The organism is Mycobacterium shigaense (genome assembly GCF_002356315.1).
Taxonomy (GTDB): domain Bacteria; phylum Actinomycetota; class Actinomycetes; order Mycobacteriales; family Mycobacteriaceae; genus Mycobacterium; species Mycobacterium shigaense.
On record NZ_AP018164.1, the window covers coordinates 802,508 to 826,465 of the forward strand.

The 23,958-nt window shown below is 67.1% G+C and carries 23 protein-coding genes and 1 tRNA gene; 11 read left to right on the top strand and 13 right to left on the bottom strand.

Annotation, left to right across the window (positions count from 1 at the left end):
* The first annotated feature begins 74 nt into the window (after window positions 1–74).
* The 3 genes from menD to MSG_RS03855 all read left to right on the top strand — a co-directional run bounded on the left by menD (window position 75) and on the right by MSG_RS03855 (window position 3,474).
* Window positions 75–1,733: a 2-succinyl-5-enolpyruvyl-6-hydroxy-3-cyclohexene-1-carboxylic-acid synthase gene (gene menD / locus MSG_RS03845; RefSeq protein WP_096437253.1), complete on the top strand. Its 1,659-nt coding sequence runs from the start codon at window positions 75–77 to the stop codon at window positions 1,731–1,733.
* Entirely contained in the window at window positions 1,730–2,245 is a 516-nt protein-coding gene (locus MSG_RS03850; protein ID WP_096437255.1) for a DUF3592 domain-containing protein, read from the top strand. Before menD ends, MSG_RS03850 begins: the two co-directional genes overlap by 4 nt.
* 77 nt (window positions 2,246–2,322) lie before the next feature.
* Window positions 2,323–3,474, top strand: a complete 1,152-nt coding sequence (locus MSG_RS03855; RefSeq protein ID WP_181159233.1) for a glycosyltransferase family 4 protein — start codon at window positions 2,323–2,325, stop codon at window positions 3,472–3,474.
* 11 nt (window positions 3,475–3,485) lie between these two features.
* On the opposite strand, the gene MSG_RS03860 is transcribed toward MSG_RS03855, so the two are convergent.
* Window positions 3,486–4,310 carry an SDR family oxidoreductase gene (locus MSG_RS03860; RefSeq protein WP_096437259.1) on the bottom strand — a complete coding sequence of 275 codons (825 nt, stop codon included), beginning with the start codon at window positions 4,308–4,310 and terminating at the stop codon, window positions 3,486–3,488.
* A gap of 64 nt (window positions 4,311–4,374) precedes the next feature.
* Between MSG_RS03860 and MSG_RS03865 the strand changes: the two genes are divergently transcribed.
* Window positions 4,375–5,067 carry a demethylmenaquinone methyltransferase gene (locus tag MSG_RS03865; RefSeq protein WP_096437261.1) on the top strand — a complete coding sequence of 231 codons (693 nt, stop codon included), beginning with the start codon at window positions 4,375–4,377 and terminating at the stop codon, window positions 5,065–5,067.
* A 7-nt stretch (window positions 5,068–5,074) separates the two neighbouring features.
* Here MSG_RS03865 and MSG_RS03870 read toward each other — a convergent pair whose 3' ends face one another.
* From MSG_RS03870 to menJ, 3 genes are all read right to left on the bottom strand, one after another.
* Window positions 5,075–5,470 carry a DUF732 domain-containing protein gene (locus MSG_RS03870; protein WP_096437263.1) on the bottom strand — a complete coding sequence of 132 codons (396 nt, stop codon included), beginning with the start codon at window positions 5,468–5,470 and terminating at the stop codon, window positions 5,075–5,077.
* A 44-nt stretch (window positions 5,471–5,514) separates the two neighbouring features.
* Entirely contained in the window at window positions 5,515–6,189 is a 675-nt protein-coding gene (locus MSG_RS03875; protein WP_096437265.1) for a class I SAM-dependent methyltransferase, read from the bottom strand.
* 82 nt (window positions 6,190–6,271) lie between these two features.
* A complete protein-coding gene (menJ, locus tag MSG_RS03880) occupies window positions 6,272–7,498 on the bottom strand; it encodes a menaquinone reductase (RefSeq protein ID WP_181159234.1) in 1,227 nt (408 codons plus the stop codon).
* Window positions 7,499–7,534: 36 nt separating this feature from the next.
* Here menJ and grcC1 point away from each other — a divergent pair, with 36 nt between their 5' ends.
* The 3 genes from grcC1 to msrB all read left to right on the top strand — a co-directional run bounded on the left by grcC1 (window position 7,535) and on the right by msrB (window position 10,078).
* Window positions 7,535–8,542 (top strand): nonaprenyl/(2E,6E)-farnesyl/geranylgeranyl diphosphat synthase, encoded by a 1,008-nt coding sequence (gene grcC1 / locus MSG_RS03885; RefSeq protein WP_096437267.1) that lies wholly within the window; start codon window positions 7,535–7,537, stop codon window positions 8,540–8,542.
* Between the two features lie 103 nt (window positions 8,543–8,645).
* Window positions 8,646–9,509, top strand: coding sequence for a zinc metalloprotease HtpX (htpX, locus tag MSG_RS03890; RefSeq protein WP_096437269.1), 864 nt, complete (start codon window positions 8,646–8,648; stop codon window positions 9,507–9,509).
* Between the two features lie 86 nt (window positions 9,510–9,595).
* Window positions 9,596–10,078, top strand: coding sequence for a peptide-methionine (R)-S-oxide reductase MsrB (gene msrB, locus MSG_RS03895; protein WP_096437271.1), 483 nt, complete (start codon window positions 9,596–9,598; stop codon window positions 10,076–10,078).
* A gap of 14 nt (window positions 10,079–10,092) precedes the next feature.
* Here msrB and MSG_RS03900 read toward each other — a convergent pair whose 3' ends face one another.
* Together MSG_RS03900 and MSG_RS03905 are read right to left on the bottom strand one after the other, a co-directional pair.
* Complete coding sequence (locus MSG_RS03900; RefSeq protein WP_162899143.1) at window positions 10,093–11,637, bottom strand: SulP family inorganic anion transporter; 1,545 nt, start codon at window positions 11,635–11,637, stop codon at window positions 10,093–10,095.
* A 246-nt stretch (window positions 11,638–11,883) separates the two neighbouring features.
* Window positions 11,884–12,909, bottom strand: a complete 1,026-nt coding sequence (locus MSG_RS03905) for an NAD(P)H-dependent glycerol-3-phosphate dehydrogenase (RefSeq protein WP_096437273.1) — start codon at window positions 12,907–12,909, stop codon at window positions 11,884–11,886.
* A gap of 239 nt (window positions 12,910–13,148) precedes the next feature.
* On the opposite strand from MSG_RS03905, the gene MSG_RS03910 reads away from it, so the two are divergent.
* Window positions 13,149–14,531 carry a trypsin-like peptidase domain-containing protein gene (locus MSG_RS03910; protein WP_232011154.1) on the top strand — a complete coding sequence of 461 codons (1,383 nt, stop codon included), beginning with the start codon at window positions 13,149–13,151 and terminating at the stop codon, window positions 14,529–14,531.
* 7 nt (window positions 14,532–14,538) lie between these two features.
* On the opposite strand, the gene MSG_RS03915 is transcribed toward MSG_RS03910, so the two are convergent.
* From MSG_RS03915 to MSG_RS03930, 5 genes are all read right to left on the bottom strand, one after another.
* Complete coding sequence (locus MSG_RS03915; protein ID WP_096437276.1) at window positions 14,539–16,050, bottom strand: flavin-containing monooxygenase; 1,512 nt, start codon at window positions 16,048–16,050, stop codon at window positions 14,539–14,541.
* Window positions 16,051–16,082: 32 nt separating this feature from the next.
* Window positions 16,083–16,586, bottom strand: a complete 504-nt coding sequence (locus MSG_RS03920) for a DinB family protein (RefSeq protein ID WP_096437278.1) — start codon at window positions 16,584–16,586, stop codon at window positions 16,083–16,085.
* A complete protein-coding gene (locus tag MSG_RS25085) occupies window positions 16,583–17,197 on the bottom strand; it encodes an RES family NAD+ phosphorylase (RefSeq protein WP_162899144.1) in 615 nt (204 codons plus the stop codon). The genes MSG_RS03920 and MSG_RS25085 overlap by 4 nt, the downstream gene beginning before the upstream one ends.
* The gene (locus MSG_RS25090; RefSeq protein ID WP_170063135.1) at window positions 17,194–17,703 is read right to left on the bottom strand and encodes a hypothetical protein; all 510 of its coding nucleotides are present in this window, start codon (window positions 17,701–17,703) and stop codon (window positions 17,194–17,196) included. Before MSG_RS25090 ends, MSG_RS25085 begins: the two co-directional genes overlap by 4 nt.
* Window positions 17,704–17,777: 74 nt before the next feature.
* On the bottom strand, window positions 17,778–18,269 hold the full coding sequence (locus MSG_RS03930; protein ID WP_096437281.1) for a YajQ family cyclic di-GMP-binding protein: 492 nt from the start codon (window positions 18,267–18,269) through the stop codon (window positions 17,778–17,780).
* Between the two features lie 69 nt (window positions 18,270–18,338).
* Here MSG_RS03930 and MSG_RS03935 point away from each other — a divergent pair.
* The 3 genes from MSG_RS03935 to MSG_RS03945 all read left to right on the top strand — a co-directional run bounded on the left by MSG_RS03935 (window position 18,339) and on the right by MSG_RS03945 (window position 21,267).
* A tRNA-Tyr gene (locus tag MSG_RS03935) sits at window positions 18,339–18,424 on the top strand.
* 337 nt (window positions 18,425–18,761) lie between these two features.
* Entirely contained in the window at window positions 18,762–19,946 is a 1,185-nt protein-coding gene (gene hsaA, locus MSG_RS03940) for a 3-hydroxy-9,10-secoandrosta-1,3,5(10)-triene-9,17-dione monooxygenase oxygenase subunit (protein ID WP_096437283.1), read from the top strand.
* A 58-nt stretch (window positions 19,947–20,004) separates the two neighbouring features.
* Window positions 20,005–21,267, top strand: coding sequence for a cytochrome P450 (locus MSG_RS03945; RefSeq protein WP_096444035.1), 1,263 nt, complete (start codon window positions 20,005–20,007; stop codon window positions 21,265–21,267).
* 110 nt (window positions 21,268–21,377) lie between these two features.
* Here the strand turns inward: MSG_RS03945 and MSG_RS03950 are convergent, their stop codons facing one another.
* Together MSG_RS03950 and MSG_RS03955 are read right to left on the bottom strand one after the other, a co-directional pair.
* Window positions 21,378–22,328 carry an IS481 family transposase gene (locus MSG_RS03950; RefSeq protein WP_096437285.1) on the bottom strand — a complete coding sequence of 317 codons (951 nt, stop codon included), beginning with the start codon at window positions 22,326–22,328 and terminating at the stop codon, window positions 21,378–21,380.
* A 105-nt stretch (window positions 22,329–22,433) separates the two neighbouring features.
* The gene (locus MSG_RS03955; protein ID WP_096437287.1) at window positions 22,434–23,576 is read right to left on the bottom strand and encodes a Rieske 2Fe-2S domain-containing protein; all 1,143 of its coding nucleotides are present in this window, start codon (window positions 23,574–23,576) and stop codon (window positions 22,434–22,436) included.
* Window positions 23,577–23,958 lie beyond the last annotated feature (382 nt).

The window sequence follows — 23,958 nt, forward strand, 5'->3', positions numbered from 1 at the left end:
TGCAGAAACGCGCCCGGCGGACCCAACAACTCCACGCTCGCCAGGCGCAGCACACCCTGTGACACCCTGTACTCATGAACCCGTCGACGACGCAGGCGCGCATTGTCGTTGACGAGCTCATTCGCGGCGGCGTCCTAGACGTGGTGTTGTGCCCGGGCTCCCGGAACGCGCCGCTGGCCTTCGCGTTACAGGACGCCGATCGGGCGGGGCGCCTCCGCCTGCACGTGCGCATCGACGAACGCACCGCGGGGTATCTGGCGATCGGCCTGGCCATCGCCGCGGGCGCGCCGGTGTGCGTCGCGATGACCTCGGGCACGGCAGTGGCCAACCTCGGGCCGGCGGTGGTGGAGGCCAACTACGCGCGGGTGCCGTTGATCGTGTTGTCCGCCAACCGGCCCTACGAACTGCTCGGCACCGGGGCCAACCAGACGATGGAACAACTCGGCTACTTCGGTACCCAGGTGCGGGCCACGATCAGCCTGGGTCTGGCCGAGGACGCGCCCGAGCGGCTTGATTCACTCAACGCCACCTGGCGGTCGGCCACCTGCCGAGTGTTGGCCGCCGCCACGGGTTCTCGCAGCGCCAACGCCGGCCCGGTGCACTTCGACGTCCCGCTGCGCGAGCCGCTGGTGCCCGACCCCGAGCCGCATGGGGCGATCGTGCCGCCGGGGCGGTCCGACGGCCGGCCGTGGACCTACACGCCGCCGGTCACCTTCGACCAGCCGCTGGATATCGACCTGTCCATCGACACCGTCGTGATCGCCGGGCACGGGGCGGGCGTGCATCCCAACCTCGCCCAGCTGCCGACGGTCGCCGAGCCCACTGCGCCGCACCCGCCGTCGGGAGGCAACCCGCTGCACCCGTTGGCGCTGCGGTTGCTGCGGCCCAAGCAGGTGATCATGCTCGGCCGTCCGACCCTGCACCGCCCGGTGTCGGCGCTGCTGGCCGACCCGCAAGTGCCGGTGTACGCGCTGACCACCGGGCCGCGCTGGCCCGACGTCTCGGGCAATTCGCAGGCCACCGGCACCCGCGCGATCACCACCGGCACGCCGAATCCGGCGTGGCTGCGGCGGTGTGCGGAGCTCAGCGGGCACGCGCTCGCCGCGGTCCGCGACCAGCTGGCGGCCCACCCGTTGACCACCGGCATGCATGTCGCCGCCGCCGTCGCCGACGCGTTGCGCATCGGCGACCAGCTGGTTCTCGGGGCGTCCAACCCGGTCCGGGACGCCGCGCTGGTCGGCCTGTCCACCGACGGCATCAAGGTCCGGTCCAACCGCGGGGTGGCCGGCATCGACGGCACGGTGTCGACGGCGATCGGGGCGGCGCTGGCCCACGAGCGCACCGGCAGCCCGGCCAGCCCGGCCCGCACCGTCGCGCTGATCGGCGATCTGACGTTCGTGCACGACAGCTCCGGGCTGCTGATCGGTCCCACCGAGCCGACGCCGAAGCATCTGACCATCGTGGTCTCCAACGACAACGGGGGCGGCATCTTCGAGCTGCTCGAACAGGGCGACCCGAGGTTCTCCGACGTGTCGTCGCGAGTCTTCGGCACCCCGCACGACGTGGATGTGGGCGCGTTGTGTCGCGCCTATCACGTGGAGAGCCGGCAGATCGAGGTCGACGAGCTGGACGAGGCGCTCAACGAATCCACCGCGGGCATGCGGGTATTGGAGGTCAAGGCGGACCGCTCCTCGCTGCGACAATTGCACGCCGCCATCAGAGCCGCCCTGTGAGATCGCCAAAGGCATTGCTGCGCCTCCTGATCCACGGGCGCAGCGATGAACCGGCGAACACCGGCCCCCGGGTGATACTGCGGTGGGTGCGAATCGCGGTGCTGATCGTCGCCGGTCTGGTCACGCTGCAGTCCGTCCTGCTGGTGGCCGGCGCCTGGCGCGACGACCTTGCGATTCAACGGAATATGGGAGTGGCGCAGGCGGAGGTGCTCAGCGCGGGACCACGCCGCTCCACTATTGAATTCGTCACACCCGAGCGGGTCACGTACCGTCCCGAGCTCGGCGTGTTATACCCGTCCGAATTGTCTACGGGCATGCGGATATACGTGGAATACAACAAGAACAATCCCAACCTGGTCCGGGTGCAGCACCGCACCGCCGGGCTCGCGATCATCCCGGCGGGGTCCATTGCGGTGGTCGCCTGGCTGGTGGCGCTGGTTACGCTGATAGGGCTGGCGCTGCTGGACCAGCGGCTGGACCGGCGCGCCGAGGCCCACAAGGCGAGTTCATAGCTTGTTGACCAGGAGATTTCGCGCCCTGTATGCCCGTCGGCAACCTTGACGACAGTCAACGCTGCCACCGTAGGGGTGTGCGCGTTGCGATCGTCGCAGAATCATTCCTCCCGCATGTCAATGGTGTCAGCAACTCGGTGATCCGAGTACTCGAGCATCTACGTCGAACCGGTCACGAGGCTCTGGTCATCGCACCGGACAACCCACCGGGGGAGCCTCGGGCCGACCGCGTCTACGACGGCGTCCGGGTGCACCGGGTGCCGTCGCGCATGTTCCCGAAGGTCACCACGTTGCCGCTCGGTGTGCCGATGCCCCGAATGGTGAAGTTGCTACGCGCATTCGATCCGGACGTGGTCCATCTCGCGTCGCCGGCGCTGCTGGGCTACGGCGGGCTGCATGCGGCCCGCTACCTGGGCGTGCCGACGGTCGCCGTGTACCAAACCGACGTCCCGGGATTCGCGGAGAGCTACGGCATCGGGATGACGGCGCGGGCGGCCTGGGCGTGGTTCCGCCACCTGCACCGCTTGGCGGACCGCACGTTGGCGCCATCCACCGCGACAGTGGAATCCCTTGTCGACCATCGTATTCCGCGAGTGCACAAGTGGGCACGCGGTGTCGACATGCTCGGCTTTGCCCCGTCGGCGCGCGACGAGGTGCTCCGCAGGCGGTGGTCGCCCGACGGCAAGCCGATCGTCGGGTTCGTCGGTCGCCTGGCGCCGGAGAAACATGTCGAGCGGCTTGCCACGCTGGCGGCCGGCGACGCGGTGCAGGTCGTCATCGTCGGCGACGGCGTCGACCGCGAGAAGCTCCAATCGGCCATGCCCTCAGCGATTTTCACCGGTGCGCTCTACGGCGACGAGCTCGCCGCCGCCTACGCCAGCATGGACGTCTTCGTGCACGCCGGCGAACACGAGACGTTCTGCCAGGTGGTGCAGGAGGCGCTGGCGTCCGGGTTGCCGGTGATCGCGCCCGACGCCGGCGGCCCGCGCGACCTGGTCACTCCCTGGCGCACCGGGTTGCTGCTGGGAGTCGACGAGTTCGAGGCGCGGCTGCCGGAGGCCGTCGCGCATCTGCTCGACGAGCGCCAGCGCTACTCGCAGGCGGCGCGCCGCAGCGTCCTGGAACGCAGCTGGCCGGCCATCTGCGACGAGCTGCTCGGCCACTACTGGGCGGTGCAGTCGCCCTACGCGCGCGCCAAAGCCCGTACCTCGCTCCGGCGTTACGCGTAGCCGATGCGTGGTCAGCCCTGCGCCAACTCGGCGACGGGCTGCCATTGCTCCCAGGTGCGCAGCCGGTTCTCGTAGTCGGCCTTGGCCGTCGCCAGCGGGGAAGCACCGAAAAACACTCGCAGCGGCGGAGTTTCGGCATCCACCACCTGGAGCAGGGCGGCGGCTGAAGCCGCGGGATCGCCCGGGCTGGCCCACCGCTTGCTGCGCTCGGCCTGCACGGCGGCGCGCACCTCGTCGTAGTCGGGCAGCGGGTCTGAGTGGGTGGCCGACGCCCCGGACCAGTCGGTGTCGAAGCCGCCGGGTTCGATCAACGTGACGTGTACCCCGAACGGCGCCACTTCCTGCGCCAGCGCCTGCGAGAAGCCCTCCAGCGCCCACTTCGAGGCGTGGTAGATGCCGACCAACGGGAACGCGGTGATGCCGCCGATCGAGGAGACCTGGATGATGTGCCCGCTGCGCTGCGCACGCAGATACGGCAACGCGGCCTGGGTAATCCACAGCGCGCCGAACACATTGGTCTCGATCTGATCCCGGGCATCCTGCTCGGAAAGCTCCTCGACGAACCCGAAGTGCCCGTAGCCGGCGTTGTTGACGACGATGTCCAGCCGCCCGAAGTGATCGTGCGCCCGCCGCACCGCCGCGAAGTCCGCGTCGCGATCGGTCACGTCCAGTTGGATCGGCAGCAGCGCCTCGCCGTACTTGTCCGCCAGGTCGTCCAGCGAGGAGGTGTTGCGCGCCGTGGCGGCCACCTTGTCGCCGCGCTCTAGCGCCGCGATCGCCCAGGCTCGCCCGAAGCCACGCGATGTACCGGTGATAAGCCACACTTTTTCGCTCATGGGCAATTGCAACGCATCTGGCGTCTTGCCATTCCCGGATCATGGGCAAGGTAGCGTTCAGGTCGTGAGTCGTGCGGCCCTGGACAAGGACCCCCGGGACGTCGCGTCGATGTTCGACGGCGTCGCCCGCCGCTACGACGTGACCAACACCGTGCTGTCGCTGGGCCAGGACCGGTACTGGCGGCGCGCCACCCGGTCGGCGCTGCGAATCGGCCCCGGCCACAAGGTTCTCGACCTGGCCGCGGGTACCGCGGTGTCCTCTGTCGAGCTCAGTAAGTCGGGTGCGTGGTGTGTGGCGGCGGACTTCTCGGTCGGGATGCTGGCCGCCGGGGCCGCGCGCAAGGTGCCGAAGGTGGCCGGGGACGCCACCAAGCTGCCGTTCGGTGACGGCGTCTTCGACGCGGTCACCATCAGCTTCGGATTGCGCAATGTCGTGGACACGCTGGCCGGGCTCGGCGAGATGGCCCGCGTCACGCGGCCCGGCGGACGGTTGGTGGTATGCGAATTCTCCACGCCCACCAACGCTTTGTTCGCCACGGCTTACAAGGAATACCTGATGGGGGCGTTGCCGCGGGTGGCGACCGCCGTGTCGAGCAACCCCGAGGCCTACGTGTACCTGGCGGAGTCGATCCGGGCCTGGCCCGATCAGGCGACGCTGGCGAGCCAGATCGCTCGGGCCGGTTGGGCCGGTGTGCGATGGCGCAATCTGACCGGCGGTATCGTGGCGTTACACGCCGCGCACAAGCCGCTGCGGTGACGCGCGCTTAGTGCGCGCCCGCCGCCTGCACGACGCCTACCTGATCGGGGCAGTAGTGGTCGACGGCCGCGCCGAGGAACTGCAGCGATTGTCCCTCGGTGGTGCCCCGCGGCAGGTTGCGCTGGATGAAGGTGGCCGACTGGTGTGCGTCGTGGTCCACGCCGCGGCCCAACCGGTCGCAGGTGATCTTGCCCAGCCACGCGAGCTGGTCCTGCGGCTGGTAGATGCCGAAGCTGTTGACGGTGTTCTTGAACGGCGCGTCGTAGTCGCTGGGCGGCGACGGCGTCCTGGGCGTCGGGATCGGCGGATTCGCTGGGTCGGCCAGTGTCGGCGCGGCCAGCCCGATGGCGGCCCCCGCCATCACCGCCATCACGGCGCTCGTAAGCAGCTTAGTACCCCTCATTAGCCGGACTATACACCTCGACAATGACTCGGTCTCGCGGATGATCAGTCCCGGTGAGCGATCAACAGCCACGCGCTGACCGACTTGCGGCCGTTGCCTTCGTCGCGGACTCCGACGAACGGCAGTTCGGGACCGTTGTCCGGCAAGTTGGCGTAAATGCGGGCCGGGCGGATGTCGTCGACGGTCCAATAGTCCGATACCGCGGCACGCAACTCGTCGGCGGTCACGGCGTTGATCGGGCCCTCCGGTGCGGCCGCCTTGTCGAAGACGAGGGCGAAGTAGGAGGCGCCCGGAGCTGCGGCCCGGCTGATCGAGCGCTGGTAGCCCTCGCGTGCCTCGACCGGGATGGAGTGGAACAGGGTGCTGTCGACAATGGTGCCGAACCGGCCGTCATAACCGGTGAAGTCGCTGATGTCGGCGACTTCGAAGGAGGCTCTGGTCAGTCCCCACTTCGCGGCCTCGGCCCGGGCCAGCTCGATCGCGGTCGGCGACAGATCGAGACCCACCGTGGTGTGGCCGAGTTCGGCGAGCGTCAGCGAGATGGCGCCTTCTCCGCAGCCCACGTCGAGCACATCGCCGTGGAACCTGCCCTGGTCGATCAACGCGGACAGCTCCGGCTGCGGGGTGCCGATGCTCCACGGCGGGCGGAATCCCTCGCCGAACTCGGTGGATTCGCCTCGGTAAGCCGCCTCGAACTGGAAGTCAGTTGGTTGAGTCATACCTCCAGGTATAGCAACACGCCTGATAGGTGTCAACCAAGTTGATATATCGTGCGCGATGCGCCGATTACCCGAAATTGGGCTAGTTGAACGGTTTTCGGCGATCGATGAGCCGGGAGAGCCGACCGCCGCCGCGCCATGCCCGCGCCACCCAGTCCGCGTCGTCGTCGGTGACCAGGTTGGCCATCACCCGCACCGCGATCGTCATCAGCGTGGTGGAACGCATCGCCACGGGCCCGGTCGTCGGCAGGAACCGCTGAAAGGTCAGCAGCAGCGCGAGCCGTCGCGCCACCGAAAAGCCGCGGCCGTAGTGCTGTTCCAGCAACGACGGCCACACCGTCGACAGGTCTTGCGACAGGCCACCGCCCTCCAGCAGTTCGGCGGCCAGCCGGCCCGTCTCCAGGCCGTAGTCGATGCCCTCGCCGTTGAGGGGATTCACGCAGGCCGCCGCGTCGCCGATCAGCATCCAGTTCGGCCCCGCCACGCCGGACACCGCGCCGCCCATCGGCAGCAGCGCGGACGACACTGCCCTGGGCGTGCCCGCAAAGCCCCACTCGGCACGGCGCAGGTCGGTGTAGTAGTTGATCAGCGGTCGCAGTGCCAGGTCGGCGGGCCGTTTCGAAGTGGACAGCGCCCCGACGCCGATGTTCACCTCGCCGTTGCCCAGCGGAAAGATCCAGCCGTATCCGGGCAGCACCGCACCGTCCGGTGAGCGTAGTTCCAGATGCGAGGTCAGCCAGGGGTCCTCGCTGCGCTCGGTGGCCAGATATCCGCGGGCGGCGACGCCGTACACCGTCTCCTGATGCCAGCGCCGGCCCAGCTTGCGGCCCAGCGGGGAGCGGGCGCCGTCGGCGACGATCAACCGGCGACACCCCACCTCGGTGCCGTCTGCCAGGGTCAGCGAGGCCACCCGCCGAGACGAGTCATGCTGGGCGGCAACGACTTTGACGCCGAGTAGCATGCGCGCCCCGGACTCCTCGGCGACTTTGCGGATCCGGTCGTCGAGTTCGAGCCGAGCCACCGCGCTGCCGGTGGCCGGAAAGGACGGCCCGGGCCAATCGACCTCGATCTGCCCCCCGAAGCCACTCATCCGCAACCCCCGATGGCGGATGCGGGTGTCCAGCCAGTCGCCCAGGCCGAGCCGTTCCAGCTCGGCCACCGCGCGCGGTGTCAGCCCGTCGCCGCACGGCTTGTCGCGGGGAAAACTCGCCGAGTCGACGACCAGGACGTCGTTGCCCGCGCGGGCTGCCCAGGCGGCCGCCGCCGAACCGGCGGGTCCGGCGCCCACGACCACCACATGGGCCTCCAAGGCCTTAGTGTTCACCCTCACCAGTATGTTGGTCGGGTGAAGACTCCGGCGACGGTGGTGGCGGGCTTCGACTTCGGCGACGCCGCATTTGCCGCAACGGTGCGCGACGGTGTCGAGAAGATCGAGCTGCTCATGGATCTAGAGCTGGGTACCGCGGATGCGATCATGACCGATTCGCTGACGCATCTGCTCAGGGCGGGCGGCAAGCGGTTCCGGCCGCTGTTCACCGTGCTGGCCGCGCAGATCGGGCCGAACCCCGGCGCCGACGAGGTGACGATCGCCGGCTCGGTGATCGAGCTGGTGCACCTGGCCACGCTCTACCACGACGACGTGATGGACGAGGCGGAGGTGCGCCGCGGCGCGCCGACCGCCAATGTGCGCTGGGGCAACAACGTCGCGATCCTGGCTGGCGACTACTTGTTCGCGACGGCGTCCCGGTTGGTGTCCCGGCTGGGCCCGGACGCGGTGCGGCTGATCGCCGAGACGTTCGCTCAGTTGGTGACGGGCCAGATGCGCGAGACTCGTGGCGCGGCCGAGGGCGTGGACTCGATCGAGCACTACCTGAAGGTGGTGTACGAGAAGACCGCCTGCCTGATCTCGGCGGCCGGCGAATTCGGCGCGATGTTCTCCGGCGCCGATACCGAAACGGTCGCTCGGTTGAGCCGCCTGGGCGGCATCGTTGGCACCGCGTTCCAGATCTCCGACGACATCATCGACATCGACAGCGACTCGCACGAGTCGGGCAAGCTGCCCGGCACCGACATCCGCGAGGGCGTGCACACGCTGCCGATGGTGTTCGCACTGCAGGACTCGGGCTCGGCGGGGGATCGGCTGCGCGAATTGCTGGTGGGTCCGGTGGCAGACGACGACGCGGTGACCGAGGCGCTGACGCTGCTGCGGGCGTCGGCCGGGATGGCCCAGGCGAAGGAGTTCCTGGCGCAATACGCCGGCAAGGCCCGCGCCGAGCTGGCCCTGCTGCCGGACGTGCCGGGCCGCTATGCGCTGGAGACGTTGGTCGATTACACGGTCAGCAGGCACGGCTGACGCGAATCGCCGTGAGTCGCGGAACCCGGAAGGTCATCCCGGGCGTTCAATTGGCGGTAATGAGCAATCGACGAGTGTTCCCGTCGTCTCAAGGAGGACACGCATGACCTGGCATCCGCATCACAACACGTTCAAGACGTTCGCGTTGTTGGTTGGTATGTCGGCACTGATCGTGTTCGTCGGCGCGCTGTTCGGCAGGACCGCGATGTTCATCGCGGTGCTGTTCGCCATCGGGATCAACATCTACACGTACTACAACAGCGACAAGCTGGCGCTGCGCGCGATGCACGCCCAGCCGGTTTCGGAGCTGCAGGCGCCAGTGATCTACCGGATCGTGCGCGAGCTGGCCACGGCCGCGCACCAGCCGATGCCGCGGCTCTACATCAGCGACACCAACGCACCCAACGCGTTCGCCACCGGCCGCAACCCGCGCAATGCCGCGGTGTGCTGCACGTCGGGCATCCTGCAGATCCTCAACGAGCGTGAGCTGCGAGCGGTGCTGGGGCACGAGCTGTCGCACGTCTACAACCGCGACATCCTGATCTCGTGCGTCGCCGGCGCGATGGCATCGGTGATCACGGCGCTCGCAAACATGGCCATGTTCGCCGGCATGTTTGGCGGGAACGACCGCGACGGTGAGAATCCCTTTGCGCTGCTGCTGGTTTCGCTGTTGGGCCCGATCGCCGCGTCGGTGGTGCGGCTTGCCGTATCCCGGTCGCGGGAGTACCAGGCCGACGAGTCGGGCGCGGTGCTGACCGGTGACCCGCTGGCGTTGGCGGCGGCGCTGCGCAAGATTTCGGGGGGCGTGCAGGCGGCGCCGTTGCCGCCGGAGCCGCAGCTGGCCAGCCAGGCGCACCTGATGATCGCCAACCCGTTTCGCGCGGGGGAGCGCATCGGCTCGCTGTTTTCCACCCACCCGCCGATCGAGGACCGTATCCGCCGGCTGGAGGAGATGGCGCGGGGCTGATTGCCGCATGCGCCGCCACTGCGAGAGCCGCCTACGATAGCAAGGTGATTTCGCGGACATCGGGGCCGGCTGTCAGCCGACGGTGCATGCTGATCGGCACGGCGTTTTTCGGCGCACTCACCGGGTGCGGGGTTGGGGGTGCTGCGCTTTCGGCCGGTGCGCCGAGCGTTGCGACCGATGCATTCGCAGTCACCCACACCGACGCGGAGTGGCGACAACTTCTGACCCCACAGCAGTACGCCGTGCTGCGGCAGGGTTCCACCGAGGCGCCCTACAGCAGCCCGCTCAACGATCAGCACAACGCGGGGATCTTCGGATGTGCGGGCTGTGCCCAGGACCTCTTCTCATCTACCACCAAGTTCGACAGCGGCACCGGCTGGCCGAGCTTCTGGAAGGCCCTGCCCAACACGGTGGTCGAGCGGCAAGACAACACCCTGGGCATGTCACGCACCGAGGTCCTGTGCAGCCGCTGCGGCGGGCATCTGGGCCATGTCTTCGACGACGGCCCGCAACCAACCGGCTTGCGCTACTGCATGAACGGCGTGGCGCTGCAGTTCCGGTCGGTGTAGAACGCGGTCGCCGGCTAGGCGGCGGCCTCAGGTCGCTCGCCTGCGACCAGGTCATGCTCGGGCCGGCGAACGAAGCGGCCCGTCTCGACCACACCTTGGATCCACACCGTGCCGCCCGTCGCCTGGTACTGCTGCTGCCAGTCGGTGATCGCTTGGTGCGCGGCGTGATCCAGATAGCTCACCAAGATGGTGACGGTTACCCGCTGGCCGGACGGGATCGAGGACAGCACGCGGGTCAGCCGCGGCAGCGCCAAGAAGGTGCACGCCGCGCCCTCGACCGTCACGCGCCACCCGTCGCCGACCGCCTCGGCCTCGACCTTGGCCCGGATCACCCGCCACCCGGTCAACACGATGGCCAGGGTGAGGCCGATGAGCACGCCGTGCAGCAGGTTAAGGAAGACCACGCAGACGGCGGTGACGAGATAGACGGCGAGATCGCCGTGCTTCATCGCAGTTTCGATGTGGGCGGGCTTGAGCAGCTGAACTCCGATGACGATGAGCAGGCCGGCCAGCGCCGCGGTCGGGATGTAGTCGACCAACCCGGCGAACGGGATGCTGAACAGCAGGATCCACAGGCCGTGCATGATCGACGAGGCGCGGGATTTCGCACCCGCGTTGACATTCGTTGAGCTGCGCACGATTACGCCGGTGACCGGTAGACCGCCAATGGTCCCCGAGACGATGTTGGCCGCGCCCTGTCCAATCAGCTCACGGTTGAAGTCGGTGCGCGGCCCGTTGTGCATCCGATCGACGGACACCGCGGACAGCAGGCTCTCGACGCTGGCGATGAGCGCCACTGTGATAACGCCGATCGCGACCTTACCCCAGTCGCCGTCGGGAAGCTGCGGCAGCTGCAGCGCGTCCAGGGGGGACCCGTCCAGGTCGATGCGCCGCACCTGGAACGGGAAGACGACCGAAATGACTGTCACCGCAACGATTGCGACCAGAGGGCCCGGCACCGCACGCAGGCTGGCCGGCACCCATCGCCAGACGATGAGGATCGCGATGACTAAGACACCGAGCAGCACGCCGGGTCGATGCGAGTCGACGATCTGACCCGGCAGGCCGATAAGGTTGTGCCAGGCAGTGCTTTTGGATTTGCCGCCCAGCAGGACGTGCGCTTGCTGCAGCGCAATGGTGATCCCGATGCCGGCCAGCATCGCGTGGACGACGACGGGCGAGATTGCCAGCGCGGCCCGCGCCACCCGGCTGAGCCCCAACGCAACCTGCAGGACACCCGCGGCAACGGTGATTAGACACGTTACGGCCCAACCAAAGTCGGACACCAGACCAGCCACGATCACGGTGAGTCCGGCTGCCGGGCCGCTGACCTGTAGCGGGGACCCGCCGAGGAAGCCGACGACGATCCCGCCCACGATCGCGGCGATCAGGCCCGCCAGCACCGGCGCGTTCGAGGCGATCGCGATGCCCAGCGAAAGGGGCAGCGCCACCAGGAAGACCACAAGTGACGACGGCAGGTCGCGCCGGATGATCGAACGCAGCCGGGCACGTCGTGGAGAGGTGTCGCCCGGGCGGAGATGTTGTTCGGTGCGTTGCATCGGTCGCTTCCCTTGTTGGTCTTAGGGGGGACGCTCCGATAGCCGCCCCGTAATCGCGACAAGTCAACATCACCGTAAACCTGTTCGCGCACAGGCGGTTTCAATAGTGCCAGCCCACGGTGAGCGGCCGGAAACGCCTGGCTACCTGTCTTGACGCTATGGGCGCGGCCGAGCGTGGGTCAAGCTAAGGCGCCGGGGACATATAGAACGCAAAGATTTCTGTAACTCGTTGGCTGCCTGATCGACTCAGAAGCCTGACCCGTACACCTCGTGACCTGGGACTTCGGCGATCAGGCCGCTGTAGGCCTGTTCCACCGTCGAGCCGTGATTGATGACCCCGTCGACCTCGCGGGCGATCGGCATGCTCAGGCCGAACTCGTTGGCGAACTCCATGATCACGCTGGCGGCCTTGACGCCTTCGGCGACCTGGTTCATCGAGCCGATGATCTCGTCGATCGGCTTGCCCGCACCGAGCTGTTCCCCGACGTGCCGGTTGCGGCTGCGCTGGCTGGTACAGGTGACGATGAGGTCGCCCAGGCCGGCCAGCCCGGGGAACGTGTCGGGATTACCGCCCAGCGCGACTCCCAGCTTCGTCATCTCCCGCAGCGCGCGGGCGATCACCAGGGCGCGGGTGTTCTCCCCGATGCCCAGCGAGTAGCCCATTCCCACCGATATCGCGTAGACGTTCTTCAGCGCGCCCGCCATCTCGACGCCGACGACGTCGTCGGTGGTGTAGACGCGGAAGCGCCGGGTGCGGAACAGCCCAGACAGCCGGGTCGCCAGGTGCTGGTCGGGCATCGCCAGCACCGCCGCGGCCGCGTAGCCCTCGCCAACCTCGCGGGCGATGTTCGGCCCGGCCAGGATGCCCGCCGGGTGGCCGGGCAGCACCTCCTCGACGATCTGAGACATGCGCATGTTGGTGCCCTGCTCGAGCCCTTTGACCAGCGACACCACCGGGACCCACGGCCGCAGTTCCTTGCCCAGTTCGGTGAGCACGCCGCGAAAGCCGTGCGAGGGCACCCCCATGACGAGCACGTCGGCGCAGTTCGCCGCTTCGGCGAAATCGGTGGTGGCGCGCAGCGTCTCGCTGAGGACTACGTCGTTGCCGAGGTAGCGGCTGTTGCGGTGATGCTCGTTGATGTCTTTGGCGGTCTCCTCCGAGCGCACCCACTGCAGCGTCGGCCCGCGCCGCGCGCAGATCGACGCCACCGTGGTTCCCCAGGAACCACCACCAAGGACAACGACTTTGGGTTCGCGCTTCTCGGTAGCCATGAGGTCAGCGTATTGCCGAAACCTCACATTTAGTAGCAGTTCATGCGCGGCCGCTCCGCGCGTGGGAGAGCAAAGGCCCCGGTCAGCGGGCCCGGCCGGGGAAGTCCGAACCAATGACCTCTCGATATGGGACTTCGTCCCCTACCTGATCACCTCCGTGACCACGGATCGTCAGGGGGAGCGCCCTGAGCGGAGGAGGAAACATGTCCCGACGAGTGAACTCGCCGAGGTGTGGGGCCGTGGCCCGGGCATTCGCATTGCTTTTTTCCGTCCTACTCGCGATGTGGGTTGCTCCGGCGGGTATCGCGCGTGCTGACGACGGCCGTCCCCAGGTAAACCCCGAGGAAGAGGCGGCGGCCATGATCCGGCCCGCGGTGGTGTACCTCGCCGGCCTGGGCTCCGGCCTGGTCCGCCTGCCCGGCGGGCAGGTATTGTCCGAATTCGGCCGGGGCTCGAATATGCCGTTTCTCGCGACGTGGGGCTGTACCGGCTTCGTCGTGAATCCCGATGGGTGGGTGGCCACGGCGGGTCACTGCGTCGATCCCCAGAACGCCACCGCGCAAATCCTCAAGCGGGCCGCCAACGAGTACATCACCGAATTCCCGGATGCGCCCGAATCCCGTTATCCCGCAACCGCTTTGGAGTGGTTGCAGAAGAACGGGCGGGTCGAGGGCGAAAACACCGCCGGGGGGCCCGACGTCGGCCTCACGTTGGTGTACGGCACGGGGAAAAACGTCGTCGCGAAGATGTCGGCCAACGTCGTGGATTTCCGGCCGCTCGGTAAGGGCGATGTCGCCCTGCTCCGGGTGGAAAAGCACAATCTGCCGTCGTCGGAGCTGGCACCCGATTCTGACGTGAGTGTCGGTACGTCGGTTCTCGCGGTGGGTTTCCCGCAGACCACCGAAAGCATCACCGGCCCGTCGCTGGATCCGACGAACAAGAGCGGCAAGGTCAGCAAGAAAACGACCATGGGCTCTGTCGCCGAGTACGAGATCGACGCGGCGGTCACCGAAGGCATGAGTGGCGGTCCCACCGTCGAGCTCAACGGCAAGGTGATCGGCGTCAACAGCTTTGCGCCCGTCGGGGAACCGCAGGCATTCAACTTCATCGCACCTGCGGACGGTCTGGCCGCACTCATGGCGGGCAAAGGTGTCAAACCGATGCTGGGGCCCGCCGACCGGACTTATCGCAGCGGTCTCGCACATTACTTCCAGGGGCACTACAGCGACGCCGTCGACGATTTCGACCAGACCTTGGCGATGTCGCCCGACTATCCGGGATTGGTCGACCTCAAGGCCCATGCGGTCAATCTACGCGAGCAGTTTGGTGATGCCTCGGCGCTGAGCGGTTCAAACCTGTTGTGGTACACCGTGGTCAGCGTCGCACTGGTGCTCGTCGTCGGCGCGGGCGCCACCTTCATGGCGCTGAAAGCCGGCAAGGGCCCGATCGGCCCGCACGCTCAGCCGCTGCGCCTGGTCCCGGCCAAGCAGCCCGCACCCGACGAACCCCACTTCTGTGCGAATTGTGGTGCGCAACACCACCCGGCCGAACGGTTCTGCCCGGATTGTGGCAAACACATATTGATCGGCGAGCCCGCGGGCAACACCAGCGAAATACGTTGACGGTTGACTAGCCGGCCAGGCGGGCCCGGTCGCCGACCCGGCCGAACACCATCGACTCCTCGATGCGGTCGAAGCGGTAGTCGAGCGCGTCGGCAAGAAAGTTCTGGCGCACGTTCCACGGCCGCTTGGTCCCCGACTTGGGCAGTTGATGCGCCGACCGCTGCACGTAGCCCGCGGCGATGTTCCACGAGGGCTTCTCGGCCATCGGCTGGTCGCCCAGATGCGGGCTGGCGTGGGTGTAGCCGTGGGCGGCCATGTGCGCCAACAGCTTCGCGGTAGCGCGGGCCGTGATGTCGGCCCGCAGCGTCCACGAGGCGTTGGTGTAGCCGACGCACCAGAACAGGTTGGGGACATCCTCGAGCATGTGTGCCTTGTAGACGAAGCGCTCGCGGTGGTCGATCGGGACGCCGTCCATGCTGATCTTCGCGCCGCCGAGGGCCTGCAGCTGCAACCCGGTAGCCGTGACGACGATATCGGCATCGAGATGCTCCCCGGATTCCAGGGCGATGCCGGTCGCATCGAAGTGGTCGATGGTGTCGGTGACCACGTCGGCGCGCCCCGCGGCGATCGCCTCGTACAAGTCGGCGTCGGGGATCAGGCACATCCGCTGATCCCACGGGTTGTACCGCGGCTTGAAATGGACGTCGACCGCGTAGCCTTCGGGCAGGCTGTTGACCGCCTTGCGGCGCAGCAGCCGCTTGATCAGTCCGGGCAGCTTTTGGGAGATGAAGAAGAACACGGCCTCGGTCAGGGCGTTGTAGGTCCGGATAGCCAGGTGAGCGGCCTTGCGGGGCAACAGGGCTCGTACGACGGGAGGGATCTTGCTGTACCTGGGCGCCGAGATCAGATAGGTCGGGGAGCGTTGCAGCATGGTCACCTTCGCCGCTTTTTCCGACATCGACGGCAGCAGCGTGACCGCGGTGGCGCCGCTGCCGATCACCACCACCTTCTTGCCGGTGTAATCCAGGTCTTCGGGCCAGTGCTGGGGATGAACGACGGTGCCGCCGAACTGTTCGATGCCGGGGAAGTCGGGCGTGTAGCCCTCGTCGTAGTTGTAGTAACCGGTGCCGAAGAACACGAACCTGGCGCGGTAATGCGTGGTGGCGCCGTCTTGTTCGGCGGTGATCGTCCAGGTGTCGGTCGACGAATCCCAGTCCACGGCGCGGACGTAGGTGTTGAACCGGATGTGGGTGTCGATGCCGTACTTGTGCGCGGTGCTCGCCAGGTATTCGCGGATGTGGACGCCGTCGGCGACGCCCTCCTTGCGGGTCCACGGCTCGAACGGGAAGGACAGCGTGAAGATGCTGCTGTCGGAGCGCACTCCCGGATACCGGAACAGGTCCCACGTGCCGCCGATCTGCGCGCGCCGCTCCAGGAGGGCGTACCTCAGTCGCGGATTGCGCTCGGTGAGCCGGTAGGCCGCTCCGATGCCGGAGATCCCGGCACCGATGATGACGACGTCGAGATCGTCGGCCTCCGGCGGCGTGCGGCCGGCGGCTTCTTGGGGAGTCACGGTCATCGTGAACCTCGCTTGAATTGTCGGACCCGTCACTAGCCTAGGACCTGGCCTCGGATGTCGAGGAGGTGGTGTTGCGCCTCATGCAGCGTATGCACCGCGACCCAGCGCAGCGGCCGTTCGGCGGTTTCGGGGTAGTGGTACACCAGGGCGCGGTCCCAGTCCGCGGCGGACAACCGGCCCAGGACGTGGCCGAACATCAGCGCGGCGTCGGTGAGCTGGCGGGCCACATCCGCCGGGTCCTGGACGGAGTACCCGTCGTGCACCGCCCGCTCGTCGCGGCCCATCGCCGCGGCGTCGGGCCGATCCAGGCGAAGCGCCGCCAGCACGCGCTCGCGCTGGACCAGCAGCACGTCGCGCAGGTGGCAGCCGTACTCGAGCGCGGACCATACCGCGGGCCGGCGTCGGACACGCGCGTCCGGCCCGGCCTCGCGCAGCAGGGCGGCGGCCGCGCCGACCCGCTCGTTGATGGCCCCGGCCGCGCTCGGCGCCCGATCCACGTCGTAGACGAAACCGCATTGCGCGCATTCATCTTTCATGAGGGCTCCACGAGCACGTCGACGTGCAGCGGTGCGCACCGGTCGATCAGCCAGATCTGGTCGGCGGGGCTGGCGAAGATGCGCGCGTGGGTGGGGTCCTGGGCGAAGGCGTGCGCGCACCGGTCGCCGAAGAAGACGTATGCCTTGGTGTCGTTGCATTGCCGCGACATCCACACCAATCCGTCCAGCCCCGCGCCGTGGGTCGCGGCCGCCCACTGCACGGTGCTGTCGTAGCTTGACGCCGGGCCGGACGTGAGCTCGGCGGCGGTCACCTGGAGACGGCGCAGCCCCGTGCCGTGCAGCACTCCGACGCGTACCGGCCGCGTCAGCTCGAGGCGTACCAACACCTTGGTGGCGTATTGGTCGTAGGGCAGCAGGCCGCCCTCGGCCGGGATGTCGTGCAGCAGCGTCTCGGCGATGGCGGCGTCCTCGCTGTCCGCGGCGTACATGACCGGCACGACCGGTTTTCCGAAGAAGCCGAACCGGGTGCGCCCGCCGTGCCCGGGGTTGAACTCGGTGGCGGTCCGGACGGCCGACAGCACGCGGTAGAGCAGGTGCCCCGCCGGCAGGGTGGCGGTGGCCGGATCGAAGGGGTCTGGCGGTTGCCTCACCACGAGACGGACATGGCCTCCGCGGCCACCGCGACGACGCGATCCGGGTCCGTGGCCAGGTGGTCGACGGGCCGGTCGCCGTCCAGGTAGGTGGTCGGCGAGCACAGCCACTGCACCAGGCCCGCCTCCGACCAGCCGTTGCTGTCGGCGACCGCGAGCAGCCGCCCGATGACGCCCAGCGGCTTTCCGTCCGGCCCGAACTGGAAGCCGGGGTAGGCCAGATAGTTGCCCTGACGGACGGCGGCCAGGGTCTTGTTGCGGCGCGCGGTGGTGGCCAGGTTGCGCGGGGCGCTGGACCGCGACCCCATCCGCTTGCCGGCCTCGGTGCTGGTCAGCATGCCGAACTCGGCCTCGATGCGGGCGTAGAGGTTCAGCTCGGCCTGTACGGCCCGGGCGACCGCGGGCTCGGTGTACACCGTGACCGACGACAGGGCGGCGCCCACGGCGTGGGCGCTGTCGCGCAGGCGCCGGTTGGCGGCGTCCAGCTCGGCGACCGTGGGCGTCATGGTGCCCCCTCACGTGCGGTTCGTGCACTCCATTCTAACGCATGAACCGCACGCTGAACCGCGCGCTGTCGGCGCTAGCGGTAGTTGACGAACTGCAGCGCGACGTCCAGGTCGGCGTTGCGCAGCAGCGCCTGAACAGACTGCAGGTCGTCGCGTTTCTTGCTGCTGACGCGGATCTCGTCGCCCTGGATCTGAGCCTTGACGCCCTTGGGCCCCTCGTCGCGGATCAGTTTGGTGATCTTCTTCGCGTTCTCGCTGTCGATGCCCTGCTTGAGGGTGCCGGTGACCTTGAACGTCTTGCCGGAAGGCTGCGGCTCGCCGGCGTCGAAGGCCTTCATCGAGATGTCGCGGCGGATCAGCTTCTCCTTGAAGACGTCGACCGCGGCCTTGATGCGCTCCTCGGTCGACGAGGTCAGCTCGACGGATTCTTCGCCCTTCCACGCGATCGTGGTGTCGGTGCCGCGGAAGTCGAAACGGGTGGACAGCTCCTTGGCCGCCTGGTTGAGCGCGTTGTCGACCTCTTGCCGGTCGAACTTGCTGACGATGTCGAACGATGAGTCGGCCATGCGATCGCCCTTCCTCGTTGGTGCTAGCCGTTTGTGATCTGTCTACCGGTTCGTTGTAACCTGCTAGGCGGCAGGTTGCCCGAGTGGCCAATGGGAGCGGACTGTAAATCCGTCGGCTTACGCCTACACTGGTTCGAATCCAGTACCTGCCACCATAGGCAGAGGGCTTTTTCCTCTTTACCGCAACGGTTTACAGGTATCGCCCCGGTGCATCAGGATGGCGACACCACAGGCCGCGGGCTGTTACCCGCTCCGGCGATCAGCTCGGCGGCGTTCGAATAGCCGAGCGCCATCGCACTCCCGTAACCGCATCGTCGCATCGTGCGGCGGCCGCCCCGCGGCCCAGCCACTGGGGTCGACCGGTCGATATACCAGAACTAGAACACGTTATCGAGGTCAAAAGTTACCTTTTATGCTGGATTAATAGGGTTATCATCCACAACAGGCACAATGTGTTCTAGTACGTGCAGGCCCCACGCATGGAGGATGGCAATGACGTCGACCCAGCAACGCCACGCCCAATCGGTCTTGGCCGACATCGATGATCTGCTGCCGCGGATCAGCGCGCGCACACTGATGACGGAGGATCGGCGCCGGCTGCCCGAAGAGTCCGTTCAAGAGCTGCGGGACATCGGCTTTTTCACCTTGCTCCAACCTGAGCAGTGGGGTGGGCTGCAATGCGATCCGACGCTGTTCTTCGAGGCCGTGCGGCGGCTGGCCAGTGCGTGCGGGTCCACCGGCTGGGTGGCATCGATTCTCGGCGTGCACAACTGGCACCTGGCGCAGTTCGACCAGCGGGCCCAGGAGGACGTGTGGGGCGAGGACCCGAACTTGCGGGTGTCGTCGTCGTATGCGCCGATGGGTGCCGGCGAGGCCGTCGACGGCGGCTACCTGGTCAACGGCTCGTGGAATTGGTCGTCGGGGTGTGATCACGCCACGTGGGCGTTCCTCGGCGGTCCGGTCATCAAGGACGGTCGCCCGGTCGACTTCGGCAGCTTCCTGATTCCGTCCAGCGAGTACCGCATCGACGACGTGTGGCATGTGGTCGGGCTGAAGGGCACCGGCAGCAACACCGTCGTCGTCAAGGACGTCTTCGTTCCCGCGCACCGGTTCCTGTCGTACCAGGCGATGAACGACCACACCGCGGGGGGCCTGCGCACCAATACCGCTCCGGTCTACAAAATGCCTTGGGGCACAATGCATCCCACCACAATCTCGGCGCCTATCGTCGGGATGGCCTACGGCGCCTACGACGCCCACGTCGAGCACCAGGGCAAGCGGGTGCGCGCCGCGTTCGCCGGGGAAAAGGCCAAGGACGACCCGTTTGCCAAGGTCCGCATCGCCGAGGCGGCCAGCGACATCGACGCCGCGTGGCGCCAGTTGATGGGCAACGTCGGCGACGAGTACGCGCTGCTGGCGGCCGGCAAGGAGATCCCGTTCGAGCTGCGGGCGCGGGCTCGCCGCGACCAAGTGCGGGCCACGGCCCGGTCAATCGCCTCCATCGACCGCTTGTTCGAGGCTGCCGGGGCTACCGCATTGGCCAACGACGCACCGGTGCAACGGTTCTGGCGTGACGCGCACGCCGGGCGGGTGCACGCCGCCAACGACCCGGAGCGCGCGTATGTGATCTTCGGGAACAACGAGTTCGGGTTGCCGCCCGGCGACACCATGGTCTAGCCGGCCGGGGTCTTTGGTTTCAGATGCTCACCAGACATCGTCGTATGAGGAGTTCATGATGGCCCATCCGCAACTGCCCCCCGGGTTCGACTTCACCGATCCCGATATCTACGCCGAGCGTCTGCCGGTCGAGGAGTTGGCCGATTTACGCCGTACGGCGCCGATCTGGTGGAACGAGCAACCGATCGGCAAGGGTGGCTTCAACGACGGTGGCTACTGGGTGGTGACCAAACACAAAGACGTCAAGGAGGTGTCGCGACGCAGCGACGTGTTCTCCACCTGGCAGAACACCGCGATTCCCCGCTTCGCCGACGACATGACCCGGGAAGACATCGAGCTGCAGCGCTTCGTCCTGCTGAACATGGATCCGCCGCAGCACACCCGGCTGCGGCGGATCATCTCGCGCGGGTTCACGCCCCGGGCGATCGGCCGGCTGCGCGACGAGCTCAATGAGCGGGCGCAGGGCATCGCCAAGGCGGCCGCCGCCGAGGGCTCCGGAGATTTCGTCGAGCAGGTGGCGTGCGAGCTGCCGCTGCAGGCGATTGCCGGGCTGCTGGGCGTGCCCCAGGAGGACCGCACCAAGCTGTTTCAGTGGTCCAACGAGATGACCGGCAGCTCGGACCCGGAGTATGCACACATCGACCCCAAGGTGTCGTCGGCCGAGGTGCTGGCCTATGCGATGAAAATGGCCGAAATCAAGGCCAAGAACCCGGGCAACGACATCGTCACGACACTGATCGAGGCGGACGTCGAGGGGGAGAAGCTCTCCGAGGACGAGTTTGGATTCTTCGTCATGATGCTGGCGGTGGCGGGCAACGAGACCACCCGCAACTCCATCACCCAGGGCATGATGGCTTTCGCCGATTTCCCCGACCAGTGGGAGCTGTACAAAGAGCAGCGCCCAGAGACCGCCGCGGACGAGATCGTGCGGTGGGCAACGCCGGTCACGGCATTTCAGCGCACCGCGCTGGCGGATACCGAACTGTCGGGCGTCGCGATCAAGAAGGATCAGCGAGTGCTGATGTTCTATCGCTCGGCCAACTTCGACGAGGATGTCTTCGATAATCCGCACGCGTTCAACATCTTTCGGAATCCGAACCCGCATGTGGGGTTCGGCGGCACCGGTGAGCATTACTGCATCGGCGCCAACCTGGCCAAGCTGACGATCGGCCTGATGTTCAACGCGATCGCCGACCACATGCCGGATCTGACGTCGGTCGCCAAGCCCGAGCGACTCCGGTCGGGATGGCTCAATGGGATCAAGCACTGGCAGGTCGACTACCAGGGCGGCTCATCGGGCGGGTGCCCCGTCGCCCATTAGGCCGTGCGATACCGAATCCCGCTGCTTTGCAGCGGGATTCGGTATATAACTGCAAGGAGCGCCCCCTAGTGCAGGGTTCGTGCCCTAGTTGTACCGAGACATCACGTTGGTCACAGTCGGCTGATGGGCGGATAGCCGCCGAGTGAGCTGTGACGGCGTTGAGTGTTGTAGACAGTGAGCCATGGCGCAAGGGCCTGAGCTCTGGCGGCGTTGGACACAAAGACCCGCCGATAGGCCCACTCGGATTGCAGAGTGCGGTTGTATCTTTCGGCTTTGCCATTCTGCCAGGGGCAGTGCGGCTTGATGAAAAGTTGGCTGGCCCCTAACTGCTCGACCGCCTCGGCGAAGGCCGTTGAGCGGCGGTAGCTGAGGTGGTTGTCGGTGATGACCTGCTCGATGCGGGTGATCCCGCAAGCGGCGAAGTAGGCCGCACCACGGCTAAGGAAGCCGGCACAGGTAGGCCCTTTCTCATCGAGCAAGATCTCGGAGTACGCCAGCCGGGAGTGGTCATCGACCATGGAATGCACATAGTCATAGCCGATCCCGCGGCCGCGAACCTCCTCGCTGCGTCCGTGGGCACGCCAGCCACCGCCGTCGGGGATCCTGCCGAGCTTCTTGACATCGACGTGCACCAGCTCACCGGGACGTTCCCGTTCGTAGCGCACCGCGCTGGCTTTGGATGCTCGGATCGGTACGCCGGTTATCGGATCGCAGTCGCGCAGATAGGACACACTGCGGCGGCGCAACACCCGCGAGACGGTGCGGGTGGACACCCCCAGCTTGATCCCGATCTCCTCCGGGCCGCAGCGATGCCGGCGTCGCCAGGCCACGATCTGGTTCTCCAAACCCTGTGGCGTGCGGGTGGGCATCGTGTGCGGCCGGCAGGAACGGTCAACCAGGCCCGCCTGCCCGTCGATCTCAAAGCGCCTGATCCAGGTATGCACGCACTTGCGTGATACCCCCATCGCCGCGGCGATATGGGCCTTGGGCCAGCCCTGGTGATACCGCTGCACCATGAGCAGTCGGCCATGAAACGTGGTGCGGGCATTACGGTGGGACACGAGAACCTCCGAGCGGATGTGGGCCTTAGACAAGCCACACCCCACCCGGGGGTTCTCCTCACATCAAGCCGACACGCCTGCTACCAACGTCATGTCCAGGGACACCTAGCGCAGCTGGGCGGCCTCGCTTTGCAGGTTCTCTGCCACCTCGGTCTGCCAGTACTCATTCGCGGTGCTCGTGTCGACCTCGAACTCGAAGCGGTCGGTCATTGCCGCCGTGACGTCGGCGGAGTCGACGTAGAACTGTTCATACCAGCGGCGCAGCTGGTAGACCGGCCCATCCTCTTCCACCAGCAGCGGGTTTTCGATGCGGGTCTTGTGCTTCCAGATTTCGACGTCCTGCAGGAATCCCATGCTGACACCGTCGGTGAAAGCTGCGGAGAGCTTGTCGGTGTCCGCGTCGCTCATGCCCTGCGGCTTTTGCACGCTGATGCCCCACTGCAGCATGAAAGAGTTCTGTGTGACGGGGTAATGGCAGTTGATCAGAATCGACTCCACTTTGTAGCCGCCGTAACTGTTGTGCAGCCAGTTGATCATGAAGGACGGACCGAAATAGGACGCTTCGGAGTCCAGGATTTGTTCGCCGGTGTAGTGCGAACCGCCCAGCTTGACGTCGGGACGGCCCACGGTGCGTAGGTATTGCGACGCGATGTGGCCCTCGAAGACGTTCTTGAAGTAGGTGGGGAACCCGTAGTGGATGTAGAAGAAGTGCGCCATGTCGACGATGTTGTCGATGATCTCGCGGCAGTTGGAGCCTTCGATAAGCTTTCTGTTCCAACGCCATTCGGTCCACGAGTCACTGTGGGCCTCGGGAATCTCGGGGATCTGCAGCTCCGGGGGCGGCGGGTTGTCCTCCGGGTCGTGCCAGACGAACAACAGCCCGCCGCGTGTGTCGGTTGTCCACGACCGGGTGCGGGCGAACCGTGGGGTGCGCTTGGCATAGGGGACGTGGCGGCATTTGCCGTCGCCGCCCCACCGCCAGTCGTGGAACGGGCACGCGACGGTCCCGTCCTTGATCGTGCCCTGCGACAGGTCCCCGCCCATGTGCCGGCAGTACGCGTCGAGAACATGCACGGTGTCACGCTCGGCGTCGGCGAAGACGACCAGCTTGGTGCCGAACGCGTTGATCGGGTGCGGTTCGCCGTCCAGGAAATCCTTGACCGGGCCCAGGCAATGCCAGCCGCGGGCGAACCTGCTCGGCAGACTGCCGGCATCGATCTCCCGAACGCCGGCGGTATCGGCTCCCATAGCGCGCCTCCGCTCCCTAACTAGAACACGTTACAGTTTTGTCGTTCTGCTAGAGACTAAGCCGAGGCCGGTACCCCTGAACAAGTGACTTATGGCCCTTTGTTGATTTTTCGGCAGGCCGGATCCGCGTTCGACAGGCCGCCGTAGGCTCATGGCGATGCTGGACAAGTCCGCGATCCAGTTCCTACCCCTCGGCGCGGCGCATCGCCTACGAGGTCCGCGGCGACGGTCCACCGCTCGTGGCACCCGCGTGGTGGGTCAGCCTCGCGAGCGCGGATCCCTGGCACCCCCGCCGCCTCCGCCGGCTTGTATGCCATTCCTTCCCTGCTGAGGGTTCGATCAGCAGGGGGTGACTGCGGACGCGGTGGACGCCGCCGATGAC

Bases quoted from the DNA above. Each gene is read 5' to 3' on its own strand.
- menD (WP_096437253.1), top strand. From the start codon at position 75: ATGAACCCGTCGACGACGCAGGCGCGCATTGTCGTTGACGAGCTCATT.
- MSG_RS03860 (WP_096437259.1), bottom strand. From the start codon at position 4,310: ATGAGCGAAAAAGTGTGGCTTATCACCGGTACATCGCGTGGCTTCGGG.
- MSG_RS03870 (WP_096437263.1), bottom strand. From the start codon at position 5,470: ATGAGGGGTACTAAGCTGCTTACGAGCGCCGTGATGGCGGTGATGGCG.
- MSG_RS03875 (WP_096437265.1), bottom strand. From the start codon at position 6,189: ATGACTCAACCAACTGACTTCCAGTTCGAGGCGGCTTACCGAGGCGAA.
- htpX (WP_096437269.1), top strand. From the start codon at position 8,646: ATGACCTGGCATCCGCATCACAACACGTTCAAGACGTTCGCGTTGTTG.
- msrB (WP_096437271.1), top strand. From the start codon at position 9,596: ATGCTGATCGGCACGGCGTTTTTCGGCGCACTCACCGGGTGCGGGGTT.
- MSG_RS03900 (WP_162899143.1), bottom strand. From the start codon at position 11,637: ATGCAACGCACCGAACAACATCTCCGCCCGGGCGACACCTCTCCACGA.
- MSG_RS03905 (WP_096437273.1), bottom strand. From the start codon at position 12,909: ATGGCTACCGAGAAGCGCGAACCCAAAGTCGTTGTCCTTGGTGGTGGT.
- MSG_RS03915 (WP_096437276.1), bottom strand. From the start codon at position 16,050: ATGACCGTGACTCCCCAAGAAGCCGCCGGCCGCACGCCGCCGGAGGCC.
- MSG_RS03920 (WP_096437278.1), bottom strand. From the start codon at position 16,586: ATGAAAGATGAATGCGCGCAATGCGGTTTCGTCTACGACGTGGATCGG.
- MSG_RS25090 (WP_170063135.1), bottom strand. From the start codon at position 17,703: ATGACGCCCACGGTCGCCGAGCTGGACGCCGCCAACCGGCGCCTGCGC.
- MSG_RS03930 (WP_096437281.1), bottom strand. From the start codon at position 18,269: ATGGCCGACTCATCGTTCGACATCGTCAGCAAGTTCGACCGGCAAGAG.
- hsaA (WP_096437283.1), top strand. From the start codon at position 18,762: ATGACGTCGACCCAGCAACGCCACGCCCAATCGGTCTTGGCCGACATC.
- MSG_RS03945 (WP_096444035.1), top strand. From the start codon at position 20,005: ATGGCCCATCCGCAACTGCCCCCCGGGTTCGACTTCACCGATCCCGAT.
- MSG_RS03955 (WP_096437287.1), bottom strand. From the start codon at position 23,576: ATGGGAGCCGATACCGCCGGCGTTCGGGAGATCGATGCCGGCAGTCTG.